Below are 20498 nucleotides of genomic sequence, written 5' to 3' on the forward strand. Positions count from 1 at the left end.
ACCTATACCGCGGCGGCGCCGCGGCGCGATCGGGTCGCGCGACGGCGCGCGCGGCGTACGGGCGCTTCCGGCTCAGGTCCAGAAGCCGGTCGGCTGGCCGAGGAGCGCGGCGCCGGCCTGGCCGAACCACCCCTCCGCCGCGGCGGCGTGCTGAGAGAAGGTGTGGATGTCCCGGAATCGCCGCTGCACGGGCGAGGCGTTCCGGGCGACGCCGCCCCCGCCGGCCTGATAGCAGGCGTCCACGGCGCGGGCGGCCACCTCCGTCACCCAGGCCAGCGCGCTCGAGATCCGCGGCGCCATCGCGAGGGCGGCGCCGGGGTCGTTCACGCACGCGGCCCAGAACTCGTCCCCCGTGTCGCGCAGCAGGGCGCGGGCGGCGCGCACGCTCGTCCCGGCGCGGCCGAGGTGCACCTGGAACACCGGCGAGTCGGCGAGCTGGGCGCGCGCATACAGCCGCCTCTTGCCCGAGCTCGCGAGCGCCACGATGTCGTCGAGCGCGCCCTGGGCGATGCCCACCGCCACGGCCCCCATGTGGAGCGCGAAGTGCAGGACCGGCGCGACGAACCCCGGGCCCGGCACCGACGGCTGGCCCTGGAAGATATCGAAGCTGTGCTCCGCGGGACAGTACGCCCCTTCCATCATGATGTCGTGGCTGCCCGTGCCGCGCAGGCCCAGCACGGACCAGGTGTCGATGATGCGCACCTCGCTCGCGGGGAACAGCATGCCCCGCATCTCTGGCATTTCGCTCCCGTCGCCCGCCGGGCGCATCCGGGGGCGGCCGCCGTCGAGGATCACGCAGTTCCCGAACAGCCAGGTGGCGTGCTCGCAGCCGCTCGCGAAACCCCAGCGCCCGGTGACGCGATAACCGCCCTCGGTCGCGTGGGCCTCGCCCTGCGCGTTGAAGCCGCCGCCGATGATCACGTCCGGCCCGCCCGCGTACACGGCGTCGAAGCGCTCGCGCGACAGGAGCGCGAAGAGGTGCGGGCTCTCCGAGCCGATCATCACCGTCCAGCCGGTGGCCCCGTCCGCCCGGGCGAGCGTCTCCAGGACGTCCATCCCCGTGCGCAGATCCACGTCGTGGCCGCCATGGCTCCTCGGCAGGAACATCCGGAAGCAGCCCGCCGCCTTGAGCTGCCCGAGCAGGTCCGCCGGGAGGCGCCGCGCCTCCTCGATCTCCGCGCTCCGCGCGGCGAACGCGGGGGCCAGGTCACGGACCGCATGCAGCACCTTCGCACCGTCGTCGTTCTTCATCGCTCGCTCCTTGACGTCGAGGGGTGGCGGAGCCGGCGAAGGCCCCGGCAAAACGGCGCATCGTACCGTGGTTCGCCAGCGCGGCGCGGACATTCGGCCCTCCCTCGGCAGGGCCGCCGATCGGGTCACCGCGGATCGGTCACGCGGCCCATGAACAGCACGGCGCCGGTCGCCACGTCGCGGATCAGGAACGCGAACGGGTGGTCCGCGCGGAACACCTGAGGCGGCGCCGGGGCCGCCCGCGTGGACACGACGACGCCCGTCGCCGCGGCGGCCTCGGTCCCTTCCTCGTTGACCTCCACGAACGCCTTGTGCCGGACCTGCGAGAGGAAGAGCGGCTCCGCCCTCGTGATCCCGGAGAAATCGGCCTTCGCCGCGTCGAACGCGAGCGGCATGCCGAGCCCCGCCAGCGCCTTCGAGAGCTCGAACTCCGCGGTCATCTTGAAGCGCGGCAGCGCCACGTCGACCCGCGCAGGCTGGAGCGCCTCCACATACCCCTTGAGCTGCCCGGTCGAGAGGCGCTGCTCCACCTTGGGCAGCCCGCCCGCCTGCGCGGGCAGGATGACGACCATGGCCAGCGGGCGCTCCGGATCGTGCGCCTCGTAGGCGAGCTCCAGCACCGACGCGTCGTCGACCTGCCCGAAGCGCGCCTTGATCGTCTTGCGCATCATCGGCACCGCCGGCGCCGTGCCGGGCTTCACCGTGAACGGCTCGTTCTTTGTCGCCTGCTTGTCGAAGGGCGTCGCCCATCTCCCCTTGAAGTAGATGGCGTTCGTGAGGACGAGCCGCGTGAGGGGCGTGATGCTGCCCGCCGGCATCAGGTCTTTGATCTTCGCGCTCGTCTGCTCCTCGACCCACCGGTTGATGCGCCCGCGCGCCTGCTCGCTCCCGCCCTTGAAGTCGACGAGCTCGATCCCCGCCCCGTAGTGCTGCTGGGTGGTGCTCTGGAACGCGGGCTCGATCGGCAGCCCGGCCTGGCCCCACAGCCGGCTCGCGATCCGGAGCTCGGGCGCCTTAGGGCCCGCGGGCTGCGTGAGCTGCTTGACGAGCGCGCCGAACGCGGGGTGCAGCGCCTCGGGCGGGAGGGTGAGCTCGAGCGCCTTCGCCATCTGGGCCGCCGTCTCGCCCCGGGCGCCGGCGTAGGTCATGGCCAGCGCGGTCGAGACGCTCGCCGGCGAGAAGAAGAGCTTGCCTGTCGTGGCGGCGAGCGCGCCGTAGAGCCGCTGCGCGAACGCGGCGTTCGCGTCGGCGAAGCCCGCGCCGGGCGGCGGCTCGGCCGGCGGCGGTGCGTCCGGGGCGGGCTGGCTCGGGCCCGGGGCCGGCGCCTCGGCCGCCGGCTTCGGGCCGGGGCAGACGTGCTCCCAGCGGCACACCCCGCCGTCGGCCCGCGCGCACTGCGGGGCGGCGGTGGAGCCGTCGTCGCAGATGCGGGCGATCTTCGCGAGCGGGCCGCAGTCGGCCGGCTGACACGGAGGTGCTTCCGGGGTCGAAGCGGGCGGCGGGGCGTGGCTCTGGGCCTGGCACCCGAGTCCGAGGAGGCTGCACAGCGCGGCGGCGAACAGGAACCGTTGGGCCATGCCGCTTCGGTACCAGCGCGCAAGGGCGCTGGGAAGCCCGGCCCCGAGGCGACGGCGCGCCGCTCCGGCGGCGCCGCTCAGAAGTTGTGGATGAACGTGAACCGGCCAGCGATCTTGTCGTTGAGCTGGCTCTCCTTCTGCGTCTCGTAGCCGAGGTAAAGGAGCAGCTTGTTCCCCGTGCCGTAGTTCAGCCCGATCACGCCGCCGATCTGCAGGCTGGCGAGGCCGGTTTCGTCCGGCGCGTCCGCGGTAGCGCCCGGCACCTCGTTGAGGTCGACCGAGAGCTCGAGGTGCGGGCCGATGCCGAAGTCGTCGGTCGGATAGAAGAGGAGGAAGTCCCGCGAGTAGAGGTAGTTCTGGACGCTCTCGTTGAACATGCTGGAGAACGATCCCAGGATCCACGACTCGAAATAAATCGGCTTCGCGTCGATGTAGGTGAACAGCTGCGGGGCGACCAGCGCCGCCGGCTCCTGCGTCACGAAGTTGAACGCGAAGCCCACCATCGGATTGAGGGTGACCGGACCGAACGTGAACGCGGGGCCGATGTCGAACTCCGCGGTTCCCAGCGTGGTGAGATAGATGTCGCTCGAGAGGCTGATCGGGCCGAGCTGGTGCGAGGCGCCGGCCCAGACCTGGAGACCGAGGTTGTCCGCGTCGACCCGGAACCAGCTCGGGATCTGGCTCGGTGCCGGCGGCGGCTCTCCGACCGGCTCGGTGGTGCCCGGCGCCGGCGTGGCGGGCGCCGCCTGGCCGCCCGTCGCCGCGTCGCCCGCGGTCGCGGTCGGCTCTACCGGGGGCGCTGTCGCAGGGGTTTCCGCGGGGGCCGCCGCGGCGCCCGGATCAGCCGGGGGTGGCGCGGGATCCTGAGCCCAGGCGGCCGGCGACGCGAGCAAGCCCACGACGCACGCGAGCGCCGAGCAACATTTCCCCATAACGTTCTCGATCATTGGAACTGCCTCCTCTGCGCAACATGAGGTGAAAGCAACATGAAACGTGCGAGCAACACGGAGCGTAACGGCAGCGGGATGACCGTAACGTAGTAGAGAGCGCTTAGGCAAAGCCGATGTGCATGGGCGCGAGCGATCGACGCCGCGCCCGCGCTCCGAGGCGGTGTGCTGTCGGACCACTGCGGCATCGATCCTCGCTTTGGCACGCTGGATGAGTTCGACGCGCTCGTCCGCGACGCGCGCGGCACGGGCCTCGAGATCATCGTGGAGTCAGTGTTACTCCCGGGCGACGCGCCGCCTCAGAGGGGGATGTACTGGATGCCCGCGGCCGCCCCGAGCGACGCGGCCGCGGTGGCCCCGACGAGGAGCAGCGTCGTGACCAGGAGCGTCCCCTCGATCTCGCCCGTGACCAGGTCGTCCACGCCCTGGGCGAGCTCGTCCCGCACCTTGACCAGATCGACGCCGCCCTTCTGGTGGGCCTCGTTCCGGAAGCGCGCCAGCGTCAGCGCCTCGATGATCTTGAGCAGCTGCGCCTCGATCTTGCGCCGCAGGAGCCCCCGCAGGCCGCCCCCCTGCGGCGCCGCCTGCACCCTGTGGATCACCGCGAGGCGCAGCCGCTTCACCGCCTCGTTGATCGGCACGCCCTCGACCGCCTGCGCCACCCGCCCGCCGCGCGCGCCCACCTCGGCCTGATCCGAGACGCCGAGCAGCCGCTCGAACACCGCGGTCACGAGCATCCCGCCGAGGCGCTTCGACCGCACGACCTGCAGGATGCCGGCGGCGAGCGCCCGCTTCCACGACAGGGTGAAGCCGATCACGGCCGAGAGCGCGAGCGCCACGATCGCCGCGAGCGCCCCGCGCGGCCCCGAGCCGTCGGCCGCGATCGCATAGGAGGAGCCGGCGAGGACCACGGCCAGGAGCGACATGGTGGCGGCGGTCAGGAAGAACGCGCGGATCGCGGGCCCCAGCGCCGCGGCGACACCTTGCATGAACGGTCGGAGATCCATGATCGTCCACCTCACCACGACCGCGGTCCGGCGGAAATGCCGAACGGGGCGGGAATCGCGGCGACCGACACAATCGCGAGGGGCACGAGGGCGCGCGACGTCGGCGCGCGCCGCCGCTCACCGGAGGTGGTCGCGGTAGAACCGATCCCGGAAGTCGAAGAAGCGGGCGAGGGCAGGGTCCTCGGCGATGCTGCGCACCGACGTGCCCGCGAGCTCCGGCTTGAAGAGGTGCTTCGACGGCGGGAACTTGAGCGGGTAAACGAGGGCCACGGCGGCGACGTCGGCGAGCGACGGCGCGTCGCCCACGAGGTACGCCGAGCCCTCGAGGCGAGCGCAGAGCTCGGCGAGGGTCGCGCGCACGGCGCGCTCCGCGGCGTCGAGCCACCGCTCCACGGCGCCCACCCGCGCCTCGGCCAGCGGGAGGACGGCCGCCAGGGCGCCGAGCCCGGCGTGCGCGAACGGCCCCATCGCGGCGCCCAGCGCGTCCAGGTAGTGCTCCTCGCGGAGGCCGCGGCGCAGCAAGCAGAACGGCGCGTACTTTCCGAGCGCCTCGTCGAGGTGCGCCTCCAGGGCGAGGACCTCGCCCCGCTGCTCTGGATCGTCGGGCAGCAGGCGCCGCCCTTCGGGGAAGGTGCGCTCCAGGTAGAGCGCGATCTCGGTGGAGTCGGCGACGACCGTGCCGTCGTGCTCGATCACGGGGAGCTTGCGCTGGCCCGAGAGGCGGTAGATGGCGATCTGCTCGGGACCGGGCTTGTGATCCTCGATCCGGTACTCGAGCCCCTTGAAGTCGAGGGCAGCCCGGGCCTTCTCGGAGAAGTGACTGAGCGGGAAGCGATGGAGGACGATCGTCATCGCCCCTCGATACCACGGGCGGGCGGGCGCGGAGGCGCCCTCGGCGCCCGCCCGCGCGCGGCCGGCGCGCCCGACGGCGCGGCGCTCCGGCTCAGATCACGCCGAACTTCTTGCCGACCTTCTCGAACGCCTCGAGCGCGTGATCGAGGTGCTTGCGCTCGTGGGTCGCCATGTAGCTCGTGCGGAGGACCTGCTGCTTCGGCGGGACGCCCGGCGTGATGAACGGGTTCACGTAGAGCGAGTAGTCGTCGAGGAGCGACTTCCACATCATGACGGTCTTGAGGTCGTCGCGGATGTAGATCGGGATCACGGCCGTCTCGGTCTTGCCGAGCTCGAAGCCGAGCCGCTGCAGCTCCGTGCGCATGTAGGTGAAGTTCTCGCGGAGCTTCTCCTGGCGCCACGGCTCCTCCTGCATGACCTCGAGCGACGCCATGGCCGCGGCGACGCAGGGCGGCGCCGCGCTCGCCGCGAAGAGGAAGCTGTAGGCGAAATGCTGAATGTAATCGAGCACCTTGCGCTCGCCGACGAGCCAGCCGCCGATCGAGGCGAGCGACTTCGAGAAGGTGCCGCCGATGAGGTCGACCTCCTTGCCGAGGCCGAAGTGCGCGGCGGTGCCGCGGCCGCCCGGGCCGATGACGCCGAGGGCGTGCGCGTCGTCGACCAGGAGCCGCGCCTTGTGCTTCTTCACCACCTCGACGATCCCGGGCAGGTTCGCGATCTCGCCCTGGGCGCTGAAGACGCCGTCGGTGATGACGAGCGCCCCCTCGGTGTCGGCGATCTCGGAGAGCGCGCTGTCGAGCGCCGCGGGATCGCTGTGCTTGTAGCGGACCATCCGGGCGCCGGTCGCCTGGGCGAGCCGCACGCCGTCGTAGATCGACGCGTGATCGTCCTTGTCGATGATCGCGACGCTCCGCTTGTTGCTGAGCAGCGCCGAGATCGTCGCGATGTTCACCTGGTAGCCCGTCGTGAACACGAGCCCCGCCTCCTTGCCGTGGAAGGCGGCGAGCTTCTCCTCGAGCTCGTTGTGGAGGCGCATCGAGCCGTTCACGAGCCGCGAGCCGGTCATGCTCGTGCCGTATTTGTCGATGGCGTTCCGCGCGGCCTCCCGCACCTTCGGGTGGGTCGTCAGCCCGAGGTAGTTGTTCGAGCCGAGCATGATCACGGTCCGCCCCTCGAGCTGCGCCTCGGGGCCGTTGTTGAAGTCGAGCGGGCGGAAGAAGGGGTAGACCCCCATGGCGCGGGCGTTGTCCGCGGTCATGAACTTGTACGCCTTCTCGAACACGTCGCGCCCGCCGATCCGCGCCAGCGACGTCCGCGCCGCCATCTGGGTCGCGAGCTGCTGCTCGGCCGCCGCCGCCACGTAGGCGCCCGCGCCGTTCGCGCCGGCGCCGTTCACGGCAGCGCCGTTCGCGCCGACGCCGTTCACGTGCGGGCGGGCGGCGGCCCGCTCGGGCGAGGCGCTCGCCGCCTCCTCGACGGCCGACAGCCCCGCGGCGCCCGCGGCGCGCGCGGACGGCCGCGGCGACGCCGCGCGGGCCGGCGCCGCCCCGTGGACGCCGGCCTCGTCGTCGAGCGCCGGATCGATGTTCGGGAGCGCGTGCCCGTTCAGCAGGATGTCCCACGCCTCCGCGGCCCGCTCCCGGGCGGCGCGCAGGCGGTTCTTCGCATCCATGACCCCGGTGGCGAGCCGCATCACGCGATCGTTGCTGACGACTCGGACGACCGTGCTCGACGAGGCGAGCTTCTTTGCTTGGTCGACCAGACGATCCTTCATGCTCATGCCCTGGCTCCTCACGCGATCGGTTAAGGGACGCGGTCCTGCCCGCGAAGGCCGCTCCGGCGTATCACGTCGGGCCGCGCGCGGCCCTGCTCGCTTCCGGTGCGCGTCGCCGCTAAAGCAGCCTGCGCGACGTGCGTCAACGGGTACTGCCCCGCGCGGCCGCCGCGGAGCACGGCCGCCGCGCAGGCGCATTCCGCGTCGCGCAGCGGCCTTCGCGCGGTGCGCGTCGCCCTTCGCAGAGCTCGCCCGCCGCCCGCGCGACGCGCCCCGCGTCCGAGGTCGGCTCCCGCCGTGTCCGAGGTCGGCTCCCCGCGGATGACCGCACCGCGGCATGTGGCGAGATGCAACTCGTTGCGGAGTGATGCGCGCCGGTGTAGGAAAAGTTTTCAGGGTCTATGCGCCGTGTCCTAGTCGTTGACGACGAAGAAAACCTGCGCCTCGTGGTGCGCACGTTCCTCAAGCGGGATGGCTATGAGGTCGAGGCGGTCTCGAGCGGCGAGGAGGCGCTCGCGATGGTCGAGACGTTCGGGCCCGACGTGATCCTCACCGATGTCCGGATGCCCAGGATGGGCGGCCTCGACCTCCTGGCGACGCTCAAGGCGAAGGGGAACGAGGCCACGGTCATCGTGATGAGCGCCTACGGCAACGTCGACCTGGCCATCGAGGCGATGAAGGCGGGCGCCTACGATTACATCCAGAAGCCGTTCAAGGCGGAGGAGGTGCTGCTCACGCTCCGCAAGGCCGAGGAGCGGGAGGCGCTCCGCCGCGAGAACCGCGCGCTGCGCCAGGAGATCCGGCGGGAGAACCTGTTCGAGGAGATCCTCGCGAAGAGCCCGCCGATGCAGGCGATCTTCAAGACGATCGCGAAGGTCGCCGACTACAAGACCACGGCGCTCATCACGGGCGAGAGCGGGGTCGGCAAGGAGCTCGTGGCCCGGGCGATCCACCGGCGGTCCGGCCGCCGGGGCGGGCCGTTCGTCGCGGTCAACTGCGGCGCCATCCCGGAGAACCTGCTGGAGAGCGAGCTCTTCGGGTACAAGCGGGGCGCGTTCACCGACGCGGTGAACGACAGGGCGGGGCTGTTCGAGCAGGCGAACCACGGCACGCTGCTGCTCGACGAGATCGGCGAGCTGCCGCTCCCGCTCCAGGTGAAGCTGCTCCGGGTGCTCCAGGAGGAGACGATCCGCCGCCTGGGCGACAACAAGGACATCAAGGTCGACGTCCGCATCCTCGCGGCGACGCACCGCGACCTCCTGGCCGAGACGCAGGCCGGCCGGTTCCGCGAGGACCTCTTCTACCGGATCAACGTGCTCCCGATCGCGATCCCGCCGCTCCGGGAGCGGCGGGAGGACATCCCGATCCTCATGGATCACTTCCTCGCGAGGAACAACGCGCGGTTCGGCATCAACATCCGCGGCTTCGAGCCCGAGGCGCGGCGGCTGCTCCTGGAGTACCGGTGGCCGGGCAACGTCCGGGAGCTGGAGAACACCGTCGAGCGCGCCATGGTGCTCTGCGAGGGCGAGCGCATCGGCGAGGCCGACCTGCCCGAGCGGATCCGCGAGGCGCGCGACCCGATCCAGATGCAGCTGACGAGCGGCGAGCTGTCGATCAAGAAGACCTCGCGCGTCATCGAGGAGATCCTCATCCGGCGCGCGCTCCAGAAGACGAAGGGCAACCGGACCAAGGCCGCCGAGGTGCTGGAGATCAGCCACCGGGCGCTGCTCTACAAGATCAAGGACTACCGGATCGATCTGTGACGGCGGCGACCCGCCTGGAATCTGACGCAGACGACGCAGGCGGCGCGGGCGCCGCGGGCGATCTTCCCGATCCGGCCGAGTCGAAGGTCGGTAGTCCGTCCGATGTCGGCGAGGAGCGGCTGCCGATCTCCGGATGGCGACATCCCCGGGTGGGCGGCTCAACACGCCCTTGCGCCCGTCGCCTCAGGCGGCTACGCCGTCGCGCTCGCCCCTATGAAGAAGAATTACGTTCTCGACGCGAACGTCCTGCTCCACGATCCTCACGCGATCTTCAAGTTCGAGGACAACGACGTCATCATCCCGATCTACGCGATCGAGGAGATCGACCAGTTCAAGCGGGAGGGCTCGGAGCGCGGGCGCAACGCGAGGACCATCGCCCGGCTGCTCGACGAGGTCCGCGGCGCCGGCACGCTCGCGACCGGCGTGCTCCTGGAGAGCGGCGGCACGCTGCGGATCGCGATCCCGGAGCGGCGGCCGGAGCTGCTCGTGGGGCTGGAGTCGGGCTCGCAGGACAACGCCATCCTGCAGACGGCGATCGACATCCGCGACCGGCACAAGGACCGGCCGACCATCTTCGTGACCATGGACACGAACCTCCGGATCCGCGCCGACGCGCTCGGGATCCCGGCGGAGACGTACGAGAACCAGCGGGTGCACGATCCGGCCATCGAGCAGTCGGTGGTGGAGCTCGATGTGCCCGGCGCCGAGGTCGACGCGTTCTTCCAGAACGGCTCTTTCGTCGGCGCCAACTTCGCGGATTTATTGCCGAATTCGGCGGTGCTCCTCCGCGACGCCGGGGCGCCGAGCCACACGGCGCTCGGGCGCTTCGACGCGTCGCGCGGGCAGATCGTCGCGCTCCGCGTCGGGCGGGAGGGGGTGATGGGGGTCCGGCCGCGCAACAAGGAGCAGGCCTTCGCGCTCGACCTCCTGCTCGACGATTCCGTCCGGCTGATCACGCTCATCGGCAAGGCGGGGACGGGCAAGACGCTCCTGGCGCTCGCGGCGGCGCTCAAGCGGACGACGGAGGACAACGCCTACAGCCGGCTGCTCGTGAGCCGGCCGATCATGCCGCTCGGGCGCGATCTGGGCTTCCTTCCGGGCGACGTGGACGAGAAGCTGAACCCGTGGATGCAGCCGATCTTCGACAACCTCGAGTTCCTGTTCTCGAACGGCGGCACGAAGCCGGGGCGCGACGCGCGCGGCTTCGTGGAGCTCTTGGAGAGCGGGCGCATCCAGGTCGAGCCGCTGACCTACATCCGCGGGCGCAGCCTGCCGCACCAGTACCTCATCGTGGACGAGGCCCAGAACCTCACCCCGCACGAGGTGAAGACGATCATCACCCGGTGCGGCGAGGGGACCAAGATCGTGCTGACGGGCGATCCGCAGCAGATCGACAACCCGTACGTGGATCACGCGTCGAACGGCCTGCTCGTGGTGGCGGAGCGGTTCCGGCGCGAGCGCATCGCGGGGCACGTGGTGCTCGCCAAGGGCGAGCGCAGCGAGCTCGCGGAGCTCGCGGCGAACCTGCTCTGACGCGCGCGGCAGGGGGCGCGCGGCGCGATCGCGGGGCGAGCAGGACGGGAGCCAGGGGCGTGGTGGCGAGCAGGACGGGAGCCAGCGAGGCGAGGGCGAGCGGGGCCGGGGCGAGCAGGGCGGGAGCGCGCGGGGCGAGGGCGAGCGCGAAAGGGGCGGCCGAGCGTGGCGCGGCGTCCTCGGGCTAGGCCTCCGGGGCCGCCGGCCTGGGTGCCGGACGCGGATCGGCTCCTCGGCGCCGCGGCGCGGCGGATCCGCGTGGTCGGCTCGAGCACGCCGGTGAACCTCGTCGAGGAGCTCGCGCGGCTCGCCGCGGCGTGGGGCAGGGGGGGCGGGGAGGTCCCGCGGTTCGCCTATGCGCCCGCGCAGGACCACAGCGATCTCCGGATGGCGATGGACACGGCGGCCGAGCGGCTCGCGGATCTGGGGGAGCTCGGCGCGGTCTACGCCGGCCGCGCCCTCGAGCTCGCCGCGGAGGCCGCGATCTGCGAGGCCGCGGGCGGGGCGGGGTGCTGGGCCGCCGCGCGCCGCCGCTACGCCGCGCGCGACGCGTTCGACGAGCAGGCGGACGCGCTCGCCGCGGCCTGGGTCGAGCAGGGCGCGGGCGCGACCGCGGGCGACGAGGAGCGGGTGCGGAGCGACGACGCGCGCTCGCCGCGGTCGCTCGTGTCGCGGATGCGGCGCGAGATCGGGGCGCGGCGCCTGCCGCTCCGGGTCGTGATCGCCGACATCGCGCCGCTCGCCGCGACGGGCGACGGGGTGATCCAGGTCGCGCGGGGGCGCATGCTCACGCGCGACGACGTCGAGCGCACCGTGCTGCACGAGATCGAGGGGCACGCGGCGCCGGGCGTGCGCGCCGCGGCGCTCCCGCTCGGGATCTTCGCGATCGGGACGGCGAACGGCGGCGACGACCAGGAGGGCTGGGCGCTCGCCCGCGAGCGCGCCGCGGGGTACCTGGTCGGCACCCGCCGGATCGAGCTCGGGCTGCGCCACCTCGCCGCGCGGAGCGTCGAGCGCGGCGCCGGCTTCGTCGAGACCGCGCGGCTGCTCGAGGCGCGCGGCGCGCGCTCCACCGCCGACGCCCTGCGCATCGCGGCGCGGGTCCACCGGGGCGGCGGCCTGGCGCGGGAGGTCGTCTACCTGCCGGCGCTGCTGCGGGTCGAGGCGATGCTCCTGGAGCAGCCGGCGCTCGGCGAGGTGCTCTCCTCGGGCAGGGTCTCCGTGGGCGCCGCGGCGTCGCTTGCGTCCTGGGCGCGGGTGAGCTGAAGGGCCGCGCGCCCCGGTCCGGCGTCGCTTGCGCCCCGGGCGCGTTCGCGCGGAAGGCCGCGGTTGCCCGGCTGGACCGTGGTTGTCTGGCTCACGGGAGACCATGGGAAGGCGGGAAGAAAAGTCCGATCGTCCCCTGAACTTCCTATCTTCCCGCCACAGCGATCCGATGAAATGGAGGCGCTGCGGGTCGGGCGAGGAGCGGAGAGAAAGGGGGCTGCGTGAAGGGAAGGATCACTTCGGCCGTGCGAGCACGGCATGGAACGCGCTTGTCGTGTCCGCTGGCGAGCACGCCGTCGCGCGCGCGCGATCGCGCCCGGCGGGGCCGCGCGGCGCGTGGAGGTGGCTCCGGGGGCGCGCGGCTCGGACGGGCCAGCGGGCGGAGGGGGGCATGAACTCGAAGAAGGCCATGGAGAGGGGTTCCAGGCGGCCGCCGAGGGGAGGCGAGGCCCCGGCGGTGGTCCTCAAGGACGATCTTCACGTCGTGGATCTCGGCGCCGGCGTGATGCTCGACGTGTTCATCAACGTCGAGGGCCGGCTCACGACCTTCGTCAGCCTGGATGGCCAGCTGATCGCCGAGCTCCGCGTCGCGGGACACGCGTGACGCGCGCGCACGATCGCGCCGGGAGGCGTGGAGACGGGGCGAGAGACGACTCGAGCGCTCTCCCCGCCTCCGCGCCTCCCGGGCGCCCCGCGTGCCGGCGGATCCGGCGAGGGGACGCGCCCGGGCTCGGCTCTCCCGGCTAGGCGCCCGAGAACTCCCGCACCACGCGGAGGATGCCCTCGCCGTAGCTCGAGATCTTCGCCTGCCCCATGCCGCGCGCGAGCGCGAGGTCGTCGAGCGACGCGGGCCGGATCCGCGCGATCTCCCGGAGCGTCCGGTCGTGCGCGATGATGTAGGCGGGCAGCGATTTCTCCTTGGCGAGCGCGGCCCTGTGGGCGCGCAGCGCCTCGAACAGCGGGACGTCCCGCTCCTCGAGCTCGACCGCGGGCTCCGCCTGCGCGGGCGACGAGGCGACGGGCGCGGCCGGCGCGCGGTCGTGGGCCGCCGAGGAGGACGCGCGCGCGGCCGTCGGCGCGCGGGTCGGCGACGAGGGCGCGGCCGGCGCGGGGCGCGCGGCGGGCGAGGGGGCCGCCGGTCGGCGCAGCGGCTTCCGGCGCGCAGCGGGGAGCGGGAGCCGCACCCGGGCGAGCACCTCGCCGCGCATCACGCGCCAGCCCGAGGGCGTGACGAGCGGGACGGGGAACTCGCCGGTGGTGAGATCGATCCAGGCGTTGGCCAGCAGGACCCGCAGGATCGACATGGCCTCGTCGTGGCGCTTCCCCTCGAGGACGCCGAAGGTGGAGAGCCGGTCGAGCCCCATGCGGCGGACGCGCTCGTTCGACTCGCCGGTGAGCATCGACGCGATCGCCTGCATCCCGGCGCCGCCCTTCGCCCGCGCGACGCCGGCGAGCGCGCGGCGCACGAGGTCGTTGTCGCGGGCGAGCGCGGCCGGGTCGCTCTCCTCGAGGGCGTCGACCTCGAGGCAGACGTCGCAGTGGCCGCACCCGCCGAGCGACTCGGCCTCGTCGCCGAAGTAGCGGAGGATGAAGTCGTGCCGGCACGTCGCGGCGTCGATGTAGCGGAGGAGCTCGCGGAAGAGCCCCCACGCGCGCGCGGCGTCGTCGGCGCTCGCCTCGGCGCCCCCCTCGCCGAGCTGGCAGAGCCGGCGGCGCAGCGCGATGTCCGCGGGCGCGAACAAGAGCAGGCCGCGGGCCGGGTCGCCGTCGCGGCCGGCGCGGCCGACCTCCTGGTAGTAGGCCTCGATCGACGACGGCGGCTGGGCGTGCACGACGAGGCGCACGTCGGGCCGGTCGATGCCCATGCCGAAGGCGTTCGTGGCGACCACCACGGAGAGGCTGCGATCGGCGAAGCCGGCCGACAGGCGCGCGCGCGACTCGGGGGCGAGGCCGGCGTGGTACGCCTCGGCGTTCCAGCCGGCGTCGCGCAGCGCCTCGGCCAGGCGCTCCGCGCCCTTGCGGGTGGCGGCGTACACGATGCCCGCGCCGCGGGGCCGCCCGGGGTCGCCGAGGGCGTCGAGGAGGGCGCGCGCCGTGAGGCGCCCGGCCTCGCGCGGGCCGTCCACCGCGGAGACCTGCAGGTGGAGGTTGGGCCGGGCGAAGCCGCGCAGGATGACCTTGGGCGGCGGCCCTTCCGGCCCGGGCTCACCCGCGGCGCCGTCGTCGCCGGGCGAGCTCCGCGGCCAGCCGAGGCGGCGGATGATCTCGTCGCGCGCGTCGGGGGTCGCCGTCGCGGTGCAGGCGAGGACCCGGGGCGGGCGGAGCCGCGCGAGCGCGGCGCCGATGCGCAGGTAGTCGGGCCGGAAGTCGTGCCCCCACTGGACGATGCAGTGCGCCTCGTCGACGGCGACGAGCGAGAGCCGGCTCTCGGCGAGCGCCTCGAGGAAGCCGTCGAAGGCGAGGCGCTCGGGCGCGGCGTAGACGAGCTTGTATTCGCCGCGGCGCAGGGCGGCGAGGCGGCGGCCGTTCTCCTCGCGCGGGAGGCTGGAGGCGACGAACGTCGCGGGGATGCCGCGCGCCTCGAGCGCGCGCACCTGGTCTTCCATCAGCGAGATGAGCGGGCTCAGGACGAGCGTCGTGCCGGGCAGGGCGACGGCCGGAAGCTGGTAGCAGAGCGACTTGCCGCCGCCGGTCGGCGCGACGACCAGGACGCGGCCGGCGCCCCCGAGCAGGGCGTCGATCGCCTCGCGCTGCCACGGCCGGAACGACGCGATGCCGAACCGATCCGCGAGCACGGCGTCGATCGACGGGGGCGGCGACGGGGGCGGGCTCTCCGGGGGGCGCAGCAGGGAGGAGGCGAGGCGCTCGGTCACGATCGGCGAGGGGGGCTCTGCGAAGATCATGGCGGCGGCGTCGAGCGAGCGCCGTGCCCGCCGCGAGCCCTAGCACTTCCGTGGGCTTGCGTCGCGCCGGGGGTGGCGGCGCCATGGCGGCGCGGGGATCGCCGTCGGGGTCCGCCGCCGGCCTCGCGCCGCCGGCGCGCGCGCGCCTGGGCGGCGCGGCGATCAGGCCTGGACCACGCCGACGCCCTTGGCGAGCGATTCCATGTCGTCGAAGTGGTAGACGTGGCGGCCGGGGCTCCCCTGGAGCGCGGCCGCGACCATCGCGCCGGCGACGGTCCTCGCGTCGATGGGGCGGTACCTGCGGAGGCCGCCCTTCATCGTGAACCGGAGCGTCTGCGCCGCCGCGACGCCGATCGCCTCGCCCTTCCTGACCTCGCCCCGCTCGCCGAGGAGCAGGCTCGGGCGCAGGACGTGGACCGCCGCGAAGCTCGCGGCCGAGAGCTCCTGCTCCAGCTCGCCCTTCACGCGCAGGTAGAAGCTGGTCGAGCGCGGATCGGCGCCCACGGAGGAGACCAGGACGAACTGCTTCACTCCCGCCTTCTCGGCGAGCCTGGCGATGGTGATCGGGTAACGATAGTCGATCTGGTAGAAGGCCTCTTCGGAGCCGGCCTTGGCGATGGTCGTCCCGAGCGCGCAGAACACGTCGGTGACGCCGGCGAACTCCGCGCCGTCCAGCCGATCGAAGTCGACGATGCGCTGGGAGAGCCGCGGGTCCTCGATCGGGGCCGGGCGGCGCAGCAGGGCGACGACCCGCGCGTACGCGGGTTGCTGGACGAGGAGGCGCAAGCAGTGGCCGCCGACCAGGCCCGTTCCTCCCACGATGAGAGCTGTCTTGTCGACCATCATGGATTCCATGTTCCTGCGGAATCACCTGCGGAGGGCGCCGCCGCCGGGATCCACAGCCGTACCGCGCAGCGTAACCCAAGCGGCGCGCAAACCATAGCGGCCGGCTGCGGGCGTCGCGAGCGGGCGGTCGGCGTAGACCCCCTACGGTTCCTTCCGCTTCCGCTCCAGGTTCCCCGGTGTGCGCGGGCTCCACATCGCCGCGGTCGGCTTCCCGCCTTCATGGGAGCTCGTTGCGGGCAGAGATGGCCGCGACCGGGACAGAATACCCGAAGGAGATCGCCGGCCTGCGCGGCGGCGGCGATCGTCGTGGCAGGAGGCCCCGAGGGGGGCGGGGCCCGCTCGCGCGGCCGGCGAGGGGCCCCGCGGCGCGCTGCTCACGTGAGCGGCGCGGGGGCGACCTTCTGCGCGAGCTTCGCGCGCTGGGCGTGGAAGGCCTTGATCGCCATCGGAATGAGCTGCTCCCGGTGCTTGGGCACCATGTTGTTCGGCAGCTGCTCGACGGGCCACCAGGCGCCGGTGGCCGGGACCTCGGCGAGCTTCGCCTGATGGACCCGGGAGAGCATCCAGCCGCGCGCGGCGGCCGAGAAGTAGTCGCCGACGAACGTGAAGTCGGAGATCGTCATGCCGACCCGGTGGAGCACGTGCTCGGGCTGCTCGCCCGGCGAGAGGACGCTCCCGGGGCAGCACCACTCTCCGGGGCTCGACTCCGACGCTCCTCGCTGGGTCAGGAGGACCTCGAGCGCGCCGGAGTCCGCGTTCTTCCGGAGGCACACGGCGTCGGCGGCGAGGTTGATGGGCAGCCGGGAGACGGCGTTGATCAGCGAGCTGCCGAGAGGCTCCCTCGGATCGACGTACCCGAGCAGCCAGCTGGCCATGGATTTGATGAGCCTCATCGCGGGTCCCTCCGCGAGGGCAGGACGTGGGGCCGCTGGCTCATCGCCGCGCGCGCCGCGCCCAGGTGAGCGCGCCCCTCCTGTTCGGGGCTGGACGCCGTGCCGGCGCCGTTCTTCGCGCCGCTACCCGGGCGGCGCGGTGGGTTCGATGGGATCGCGGTTCGAGTTGGATCTAGCATAGAGGTTGCTGCGTTGGATTCCTTGTGCGTTGTCGCGGGGCGTTGTGTGGGCTCAGATCTTCATGTCGCTCCTCCTGAGATGTCGGACCACTCCGACGACGTTGAACAGCCTACAATAGGCTTTGTTTCTTTGTCGTTTCATTCATGCAGCCCGAGCGTGAATCATCATCTGATGTTGTTGCTCGCGTGTTTCGCCGGCTCCGGACGCGGGTGTTCGGGGGTCGAGCGCCAGAGTCGCTCGGGCGCGGAGGGCGCGCGCATGCGCTCGCCGGAACGCCGGTGTCACCGCGGTGTCAGCGGGGCAGTCGTCGCGTCTCTCGCGCCGGCCCGCCGCGCTCGTCCTCCTCGGTCACCTCCGCCTCGACGTCGATGACCTGGCCTGACGCCGGCCACGCCGGCCGCTCGCTGGGCGCGCCAGGGCGCGCTGCGCCGCGTCCGCCGAACGGCCCGCCGCTGAGGTCGATGACCCTCATGCTGAAGAACGCCCCGTTGCCCGGGCCGAAGCCGCCGAGGCCGGCGGCGCTCGCCGCGGCCACGCGCCGCTCGAACCGCTCGCGCACGGCCGCGGCGATCCGGCGGCGCACGGGCGGGAGCAGGAGCATGAGCCCCACCACGTCGGTCAGCACCCCCGGCGTGACGAGCAGCGCCGCGCCGACGAGCGCGAGCAGCCCGCCGGTGAGCCCCTCGTCCGGGACGCGGCCCTCGGCCACCGCGCCCCGCCAGGAGGCGAGCACCTTCAGCCCTTCGCGCCTCGCGAGCGCTGCCCCGAGGACGGCCGTTCCGAGCGCGATCGCCACCGTCGGCCAGAAGCCGATGCGGTCGCCGATCGACAGGAGCAGCCAGAGCTCCAGGATGGGGACCGCCGTGAAGAGCAGGATGAGCTTGCCCATGCCCCCCGTCTAGCGCCGCCCGCCGCGCCGCGCACGCGCGGGCGGGCACGCCGCCGCCAGCACCGCCATCGCGCGCCGCGTCGCATACGCCGCCCGCCGCGTCGCCGCTGCCGCGCGCCGAGCGCGCCGAGCGCGGCCGGCTGCTCTGCCGCGGATCCGGCGCCGGAGTACCGGCCGCGGTGAGAGTGCGCTAAGACCGCCTGCCCCGGAGAAATCCATGACGACCGTCCCCGTGGAGCAGGAAAAGGTGGAGGCGTGCCGCGCGTTTGCCGCCGACATCGCGGACGAGGTGCAGCGCTTCATCGACCGCCACACCACGGTCGGCGTCGAGCGCACGGTGGCCCGCGCCTACGGCGTGGTCGGCGCCGACGCGGAGGGGACGCCGCTCGTGAACGCGCTCGTGGACCGCATCCACAAGGCGGGGCAGCTGGGCCGCGGCGTCGCGTACCACCTCGGCCGGGCGCTCTGCGAGGGCGCCGCCTCGGTGCAGGAGGCGGCCGAGGCGCTGGCGTTCAGCGAGGCGGCCGACTTCGGCGCGGGCCCGACCGCGGCCGAGGCGCGCGGCGCGATCGAGGAGGCGACGCGGGAGGCGATCGCCCGGATCGACCGGGCCCGCGAGGAGCGCGAGGCCACCAAGGCGGCGCACCGGGTCGGCGTCGCGCCGCTCAAGTACGTCATCGTCGCGACCGGCAACATCTACGACGATGCCGTCCAGGCCAAGGCCGCCGGCTTCGCGGGCGCCGACATCGTCGCCGTGATCCGCGCGACCGCCCAGTCGCTCCTCGACTACGTCCCCGAGGGGCCGACCACCGAGGGGTACGGCGGCACGTACGCGACCCAGGAGAACTTCCGGATCATCCGCCGCGCCACCGACGAGGCGACCCGCGACACAGGCACCTACCTGGCGCAGACGAACTACTCGTCCGGCCTGTGCATGAGCGAGATCGCCTGGATGGCGGCGGTCGAGCGGCTCGACATGCTGCTCAACGACGCGATGTACGGGATCCTGTTCCGCGACATCAACATGCAGCGGACGTTCATCGATCAGTACTTCTCCCGCAGGATCATCGCGAGGAGCGGGATCGTCATCAACACGGGAGAGGACAACTACCTCACGACCGCCGACGCCGTCGAGAAGGCCCACACGGTGCTCGCGTCGCAGTTCATCAACGAGGCGTTCGCCCGGCGCGCGGGCCTGCGCGAGGAGCAGATGGGCCTCGGGCACGCGTTCGAGATCAACCCCTGGCTCGAGGACAGCCTCCTCTTCGAGCTCGCCCAGGCCCAGCTCGTCCGGCAGATCTTCGATCGGCACCCGATCAAGTGGATGCCGCCCACGAAGTTCAAGACGGGCGATATCTTCCACAGCCACGTCCACGACGCGATGTTCAACCTGGTCGGGATCACGACCGGCCAGTCGATCGAGCTGCTCGGGATGTTCAGCGAGGCGATCCACACACCGCTCCTCATGGACCGGTATCTCTCGCTGAAGAGCGCGCGCTACATCTTCACGGCGGCGCGCCACCTCGGCGACGAGATCCAGTGGAAGCCGGGCGGCATCGTCGAGTCGCGCGCCCGCGAGGTCCTCGACAAGGCGCACGCGCTCCTCGGCGAGGTCCAGCGGGAGACCCTCTGGGACGCGATCGGGCGCGGCGCGTTCGGCGACGTCAAGCGCACGCGCACGGGGGGGAAGGGGTACGCGGGCGTCGCGGCCCGGCACCCGGAGTACCTGAATCCGATCCTCGAGGTGCTGGAGCGCTCATAGGGTGCCCCGCCTCCCTGCGCAGGCGGGGCGGAACGACGGGAACGGCGAGAAGACCGCGAAGGACGCCAAGAGGGGAGATCTCTGTTCTCCTGGCGTCCTCGGCGCCTTGGCGGTTCTTCTTCCCCATGTTCCGGAGCCGGTCGGGAGCTGGTTCCGGAAGCCAAGTCACTGACGTCTTCAAAAGGCATTCTTCCTGTCCTCGCGAGCCGCTGCGTTCTCCCTCCGTCGCGCGATGGCCCTGGCCACGCGAGGCCGCCCGGCGCTACTGTTGACGAGGGGATCGGCCCCTTCCGCCCCGTGAGACCGAGGTGAGCATGACACAGCGAAACATCCTGCGTGCGTATGGCGATCGCGAGGGCGACGGGATGGTCCAGATGTCGTTCACCCTGCGCATCCTGCCGGGCGACCGCGCGCGCGAGGCGGCGAAGCGCTTCGCCGAGGCGCACGGGCTGCGCGAGCCCCTGGTCACGGCCATGGAGCAGGCCAGCCGGGAGCACACCTATTTCGTCGTCTACGGCCACTCCCAGCACGGGGTCGACACCTCGGACATCGAGGTGGAGGAGCTCGCGGCTCAGCCCCTCACGCGCGACCAGATCGAGGAACAGGCGAAGAAGCTCGGCCGCAAGATCGTGGTCGTGGGCGCCTGCACCGGCAGCGACGCGCACACCGTGGGTATCGACGCGATCCTGAACTACAAGGGCTTTGCCGGAGAGAAGGGCCTCGAGAGCTTCAAGTGCTTCGACGCCCACAACCTCGGCGCGCAGGTCGAGAACGCCGAGCTCTGCGAGCGGGCCAAGGCGCTCGGCGCCGACGCCATCCTGGTCTCGCAGGTGATCACGCAGCGGAACTGCCACAAGGAGAACGCGGCGGCCCTCGTCGAGATGGCGACGCGCCAGGGCTTCCGGGACAAGGTGATCCTGCTCCTCGGCGGCCCGCGCATCGACCACAACCTGGCCGTCGAGCTCGGCTTCGACGCCGGCTTCGGCCCCGGCACGAAGCCGATCACCGTGGCGTCGTTCCTGGTCGAGCGCCTCGTGGGCAGGGTCTAGGGGGCA

General features: G+C 72.6%; 16 protein-coding genes. 6 read left to right on the forward strand and 10 right to left on the reverse strand.

Features of this window, described 5'->3' with window-relative positions; genetic code table 11:
• Nucleotides 1–72 precede the first annotated feature (72 nt).
• From WMF20_RS16965 to WMF20_RS16990, 6 genes are all read right to left on the reverse strand, one after another.
• Complete coding sequence (locus WMF20_RS16965; RefSeq protein WP_437614898.1) at nt 73–1251, reverse strand: acyl-CoA dehydrogenase family protein; 1179 nt, start codon at nt 1249–1251, stop codon at nt 73–75.
• 125 nt (nt 1252–1376) lie between these two features.
• Nucleotides 1377–2828, reverse strand: coding sequence for a serpin family protein (locus tag WMF20_RS16970; protein ID WP_437614900.1), 1452 nt, complete (start codon nt 2826–2828; stop codon nt 1377–1379).
• A 77-nt stretch (nt 2829–2905) separates the two neighbouring features.
• Nucleotides 2906–3775: a hypothetical protein gene (locus tag WMF20_RS16975; RefSeq protein ID WP_437614902.1), complete on the reverse strand. Its 870-nt coding sequence runs from the start codon at nt 3773–3775 to the stop codon at nt 2906–2908.
• 299 nt (nt 3776–4074) lie between these two features.
• Nucleotides 4075–4782, reverse strand: a complete 708-nt coding sequence (locus tag WMF20_RS16980) for a hypothetical protein (RefSeq protein WP_437614905.1) — start codon at nt 4780–4782, stop codon at nt 4075–4077.
• Nucleotides 4783–4899: 117 nt separating this feature from the next.
• Entirely contained in the window at nt 4900–5634 is a 735-nt protein-coding gene (locus WMF20_RS16985) for a glutathione S-transferase family protein (protein ID WP_129575354.1), read from the reverse strand.
• Nucleotides 5635–5725: 91 nt separating this feature from the next.
• On the reverse strand, nt 5726–7414 hold the full coding sequence (locus tag WMF20_RS16990) for an aminotransferase class I/II-fold pyridoxal phosphate-dependent enzyme (protein ID WP_207217882.1): 1689 nt from the start codon (nt 7412–7414) through the stop codon (nt 5726–5728).
• Nucleotides 7415–7809: 395 nt separating this feature from the next.
• Between WMF20_RS16990 and WMF20_RS16995 the strand changes: the two genes are divergently transcribed.
• The 4 genes from WMF20_RS16995 (at nt 7810) to WMF20_RS17010 (ending at nt 12574) form a co-directional block, all read left to right on the forward strand.
• On the forward strand, nt 7810–9171 hold the full coding sequence (locus WMF20_RS16995) for a sigma-54-dependent transcriptional regulator (protein WP_129575355.1): 1362 nt from the start codon (nt 7810–7812) through the stop codon (nt 9169–9171).
• A gap of 213 nt (nt 9172–9384) precedes the next feature.
• The gene (locus WMF20_RS17000; protein ID WP_437614908.1) at nt 9385–10704 is read left to right on the forward strand and encodes a PhoH family protein; all 1320 of its coding nucleotides are present in this window, start codon (nt 9385–9387) and stop codon (nt 10702–10704) included.
• Between the two features lie 210 nt (nt 10705–10914).
• On the forward strand, nt 10915–11970 hold the full coding sequence (locus tag WMF20_RS17005) for a tyrosine/phenylalanine carboxypeptidase domain-containing protein (RefSeq protein ID WP_437614911.1): 1056 nt from the start codon (nt 10915–10917) through the stop codon (nt 11968–11970).
• Between the two features lie 391 nt (nt 11971–12361).
• Entirely contained in the window at nt 12362–12574 is a 213-nt protein-coding gene (locus WMF20_RS17010) for a hypothetical protein (protein ID WP_129575357.1), read from the forward strand.
• Nucleotides 12575–12713: 139 nt separating this feature from the next.
• Here the strand turns inward: WMF20_RS17010 and WMF20_RS17015 are convergent, their stop codons facing one another.
• The 4 genes from WMF20_RS17015 to WMF20_RS17030 form a co-directional block, all read right to left on the reverse strand.
• Nucleotides 12714–14873 carry a RecQ family ATP-dependent DNA helicase gene (locus WMF20_RS17015; RefSeq protein ID WP_437614914.1) on the reverse strand — a complete coding sequence of 720 codons (2160 nt, stop codon included), beginning with the start codon at nt 14871–14873 and terminating at the stop codon, nt 12714–12716.
• 162 nt (nt 14874–15035) lie between these two features.
• On the reverse strand, nt 15036–15728 hold the full coding sequence (locus WMF20_RS17020) for an oxidoreductase (protein ID WP_129575359.1): 693 nt from the start codon (nt 15726–15728) through the stop codon (nt 15036–15038).
• 365 nt (nt 15729–16093) lie between these two features.
• Nucleotides 16094–16612, reverse strand: coding sequence for an NUDIX hydrolase (locus WMF20_RS17025; RefSeq protein WP_437614917.1), 519 nt, complete (start codon nt 16610–16612; stop codon nt 16094–16096).
• A gap of 472 nt (nt 16613–17084) precedes the next feature.
• Nucleotides 17085–17681 carry an FxsA family protein gene (locus tag WMF20_RS17030; protein ID WP_437614919.1) on the reverse strand — a complete coding sequence of 199 codons (597 nt, stop codon included), beginning with the start codon at nt 17679–17681 and terminating at the stop codon, nt 17085–17087.
• A gap of 217 nt (nt 17682–17898) precedes the next feature.
• On the opposite strand from WMF20_RS17030, the gene WMF20_RS17035 reads away from it, so the two are divergent.
• Together WMF20_RS17035 and WMF20_RS17040 are read left to right on the forward strand one after the other, a co-directional pair.
• Nucleotides 17899–19443, forward strand: a complete 1545-nt coding sequence (locus tag WMF20_RS17035; protein ID WP_437614921.1) for a lysine 5,6-aminomutase subunit alpha — start codon at nt 17899–17901, stop codon at nt 19441–19443.
• A gap of 314 nt (nt 19444–19757) precedes the next feature.
• Entirely contained in the window at nt 19758–20492 is a 735-nt protein-coding gene (locus WMF20_RS17040; protein WP_129575363.1) for an OAM dimerization domain-containing protein, read from the forward strand.
• Nucleotides 20493–20498 lie beyond the last annotated feature (6 nt).

Origin of the sequence: Sorangium sp. So ce834 (assembly GCF_051521425.1) — a bacterium.
In the GTDB taxonomy this organism is placed as follows: Bacteria; Myxococcota_A; Polyangia; order Polyangiales; family Polyangiaceae; genus Sorangium; species Sorangium cellulosum_D.

Coding starts and splice junctions, on each gene's coding strand:
- WMF20_RS16975 (WP_437614902.1), bottom strand. CDS start 3,775: ATGATCGAGAACGTTATGGGGAAATGTTGCTCGGCGCTCGCGTGCGTC.
- WMF20_RS17000 (WP_437614908.1), top strand. CDS start 9,385: ATGAAGAAGAATTACGTTCTCGACGCGAACGTCCTGCTCCACGATCCT.
- WMF20_RS16980 (WP_437614905.1), bottom strand. CDS start 4,782: ATGGATCTCCGACCGTTCATGCAAGGTGTCGCCGCGGCGCTGGGGCCC.
- WMF20_RS17030 (WP_437614919.1), bottom strand. CDS start 17,681: ATGGGCAAGCTCATCCTGCTCTTCACGGCGGTCCCCATCCTGGAGCTC.
- WMF20_RS17035 (WP_437614921.1), top strand. CDS start 17,899: ATGACGACCGTCCCCGTGGAGCAGGAAAAGGTGGAGGCGTGCCGCGCG.
- WMF20_RS16990 (WP_207217882.1), bottom strand. CDS start 7,414: ATGAGCATGAAGGATCGTCTGGTCGACCAAGCAAAGAAGCTCGCCTCG.
- WMF20_RS16995 (WP_129575355.1), top strand. CDS start 7,810: ATGCGCCGTGTCCTAGTCGTTGACGACGAAGAAAACCTGCGCCTCGTG.
- WMF20_RS17020 (WP_129575359.1), bottom strand. CDS start 15,728: ATGGAATCCATGATGGTCGACAAGACAGCTCTCATCGTGGGAGGAACG.
- WMF20_RS17025 (WP_437614917.1), bottom strand. CDS start 16,612: ATGAGGCTCATCAAATCCATGGCCAGCTGGCTGCTCGGGTACGTCGAT.
- WMF20_RS16970 (WP_437614900.1), bottom strand. CDS start 2,828: ATGGCCCAACGGTTCCTGTTCGCCGCCGCGCTGTGCAGCCTCCTCGGA.
- WMF20_RS17010 (WP_129575357.1), top strand. CDS start 12,362: ATGAACTCGAAGAAGGCCATGGAGAGGGGTTCCAGGCGGCCGCCGAGG.
- WMF20_RS17015 (WP_437614914.1), bottom strand. CDS start 14,873: ATGATCTTCGCAGAGCCCCCCTCGCCGATCGTGACCGAGCGCCTCGCC.
- WMF20_RS16965 (WP_437614898.1), bottom strand. CDS start 1,251: ATGAAGAACGACGACGGTGCGAAGGTGCTGCATGCGGTCCGTGACCTG.
- WMF20_RS16985 (WP_129575354.1), bottom strand. CDS start 5,634: ATGACGATCGTCCTCCATCGCTTCCCGCTCAGTCACTTCTCCGAGAAG.
- WMF20_RS17040 (WP_129575363.1), top strand. CDS start 19,758: ATGACACAGCGAAACATCCTGCGTGCGTATGGCGATCGCGAGGGCGAC.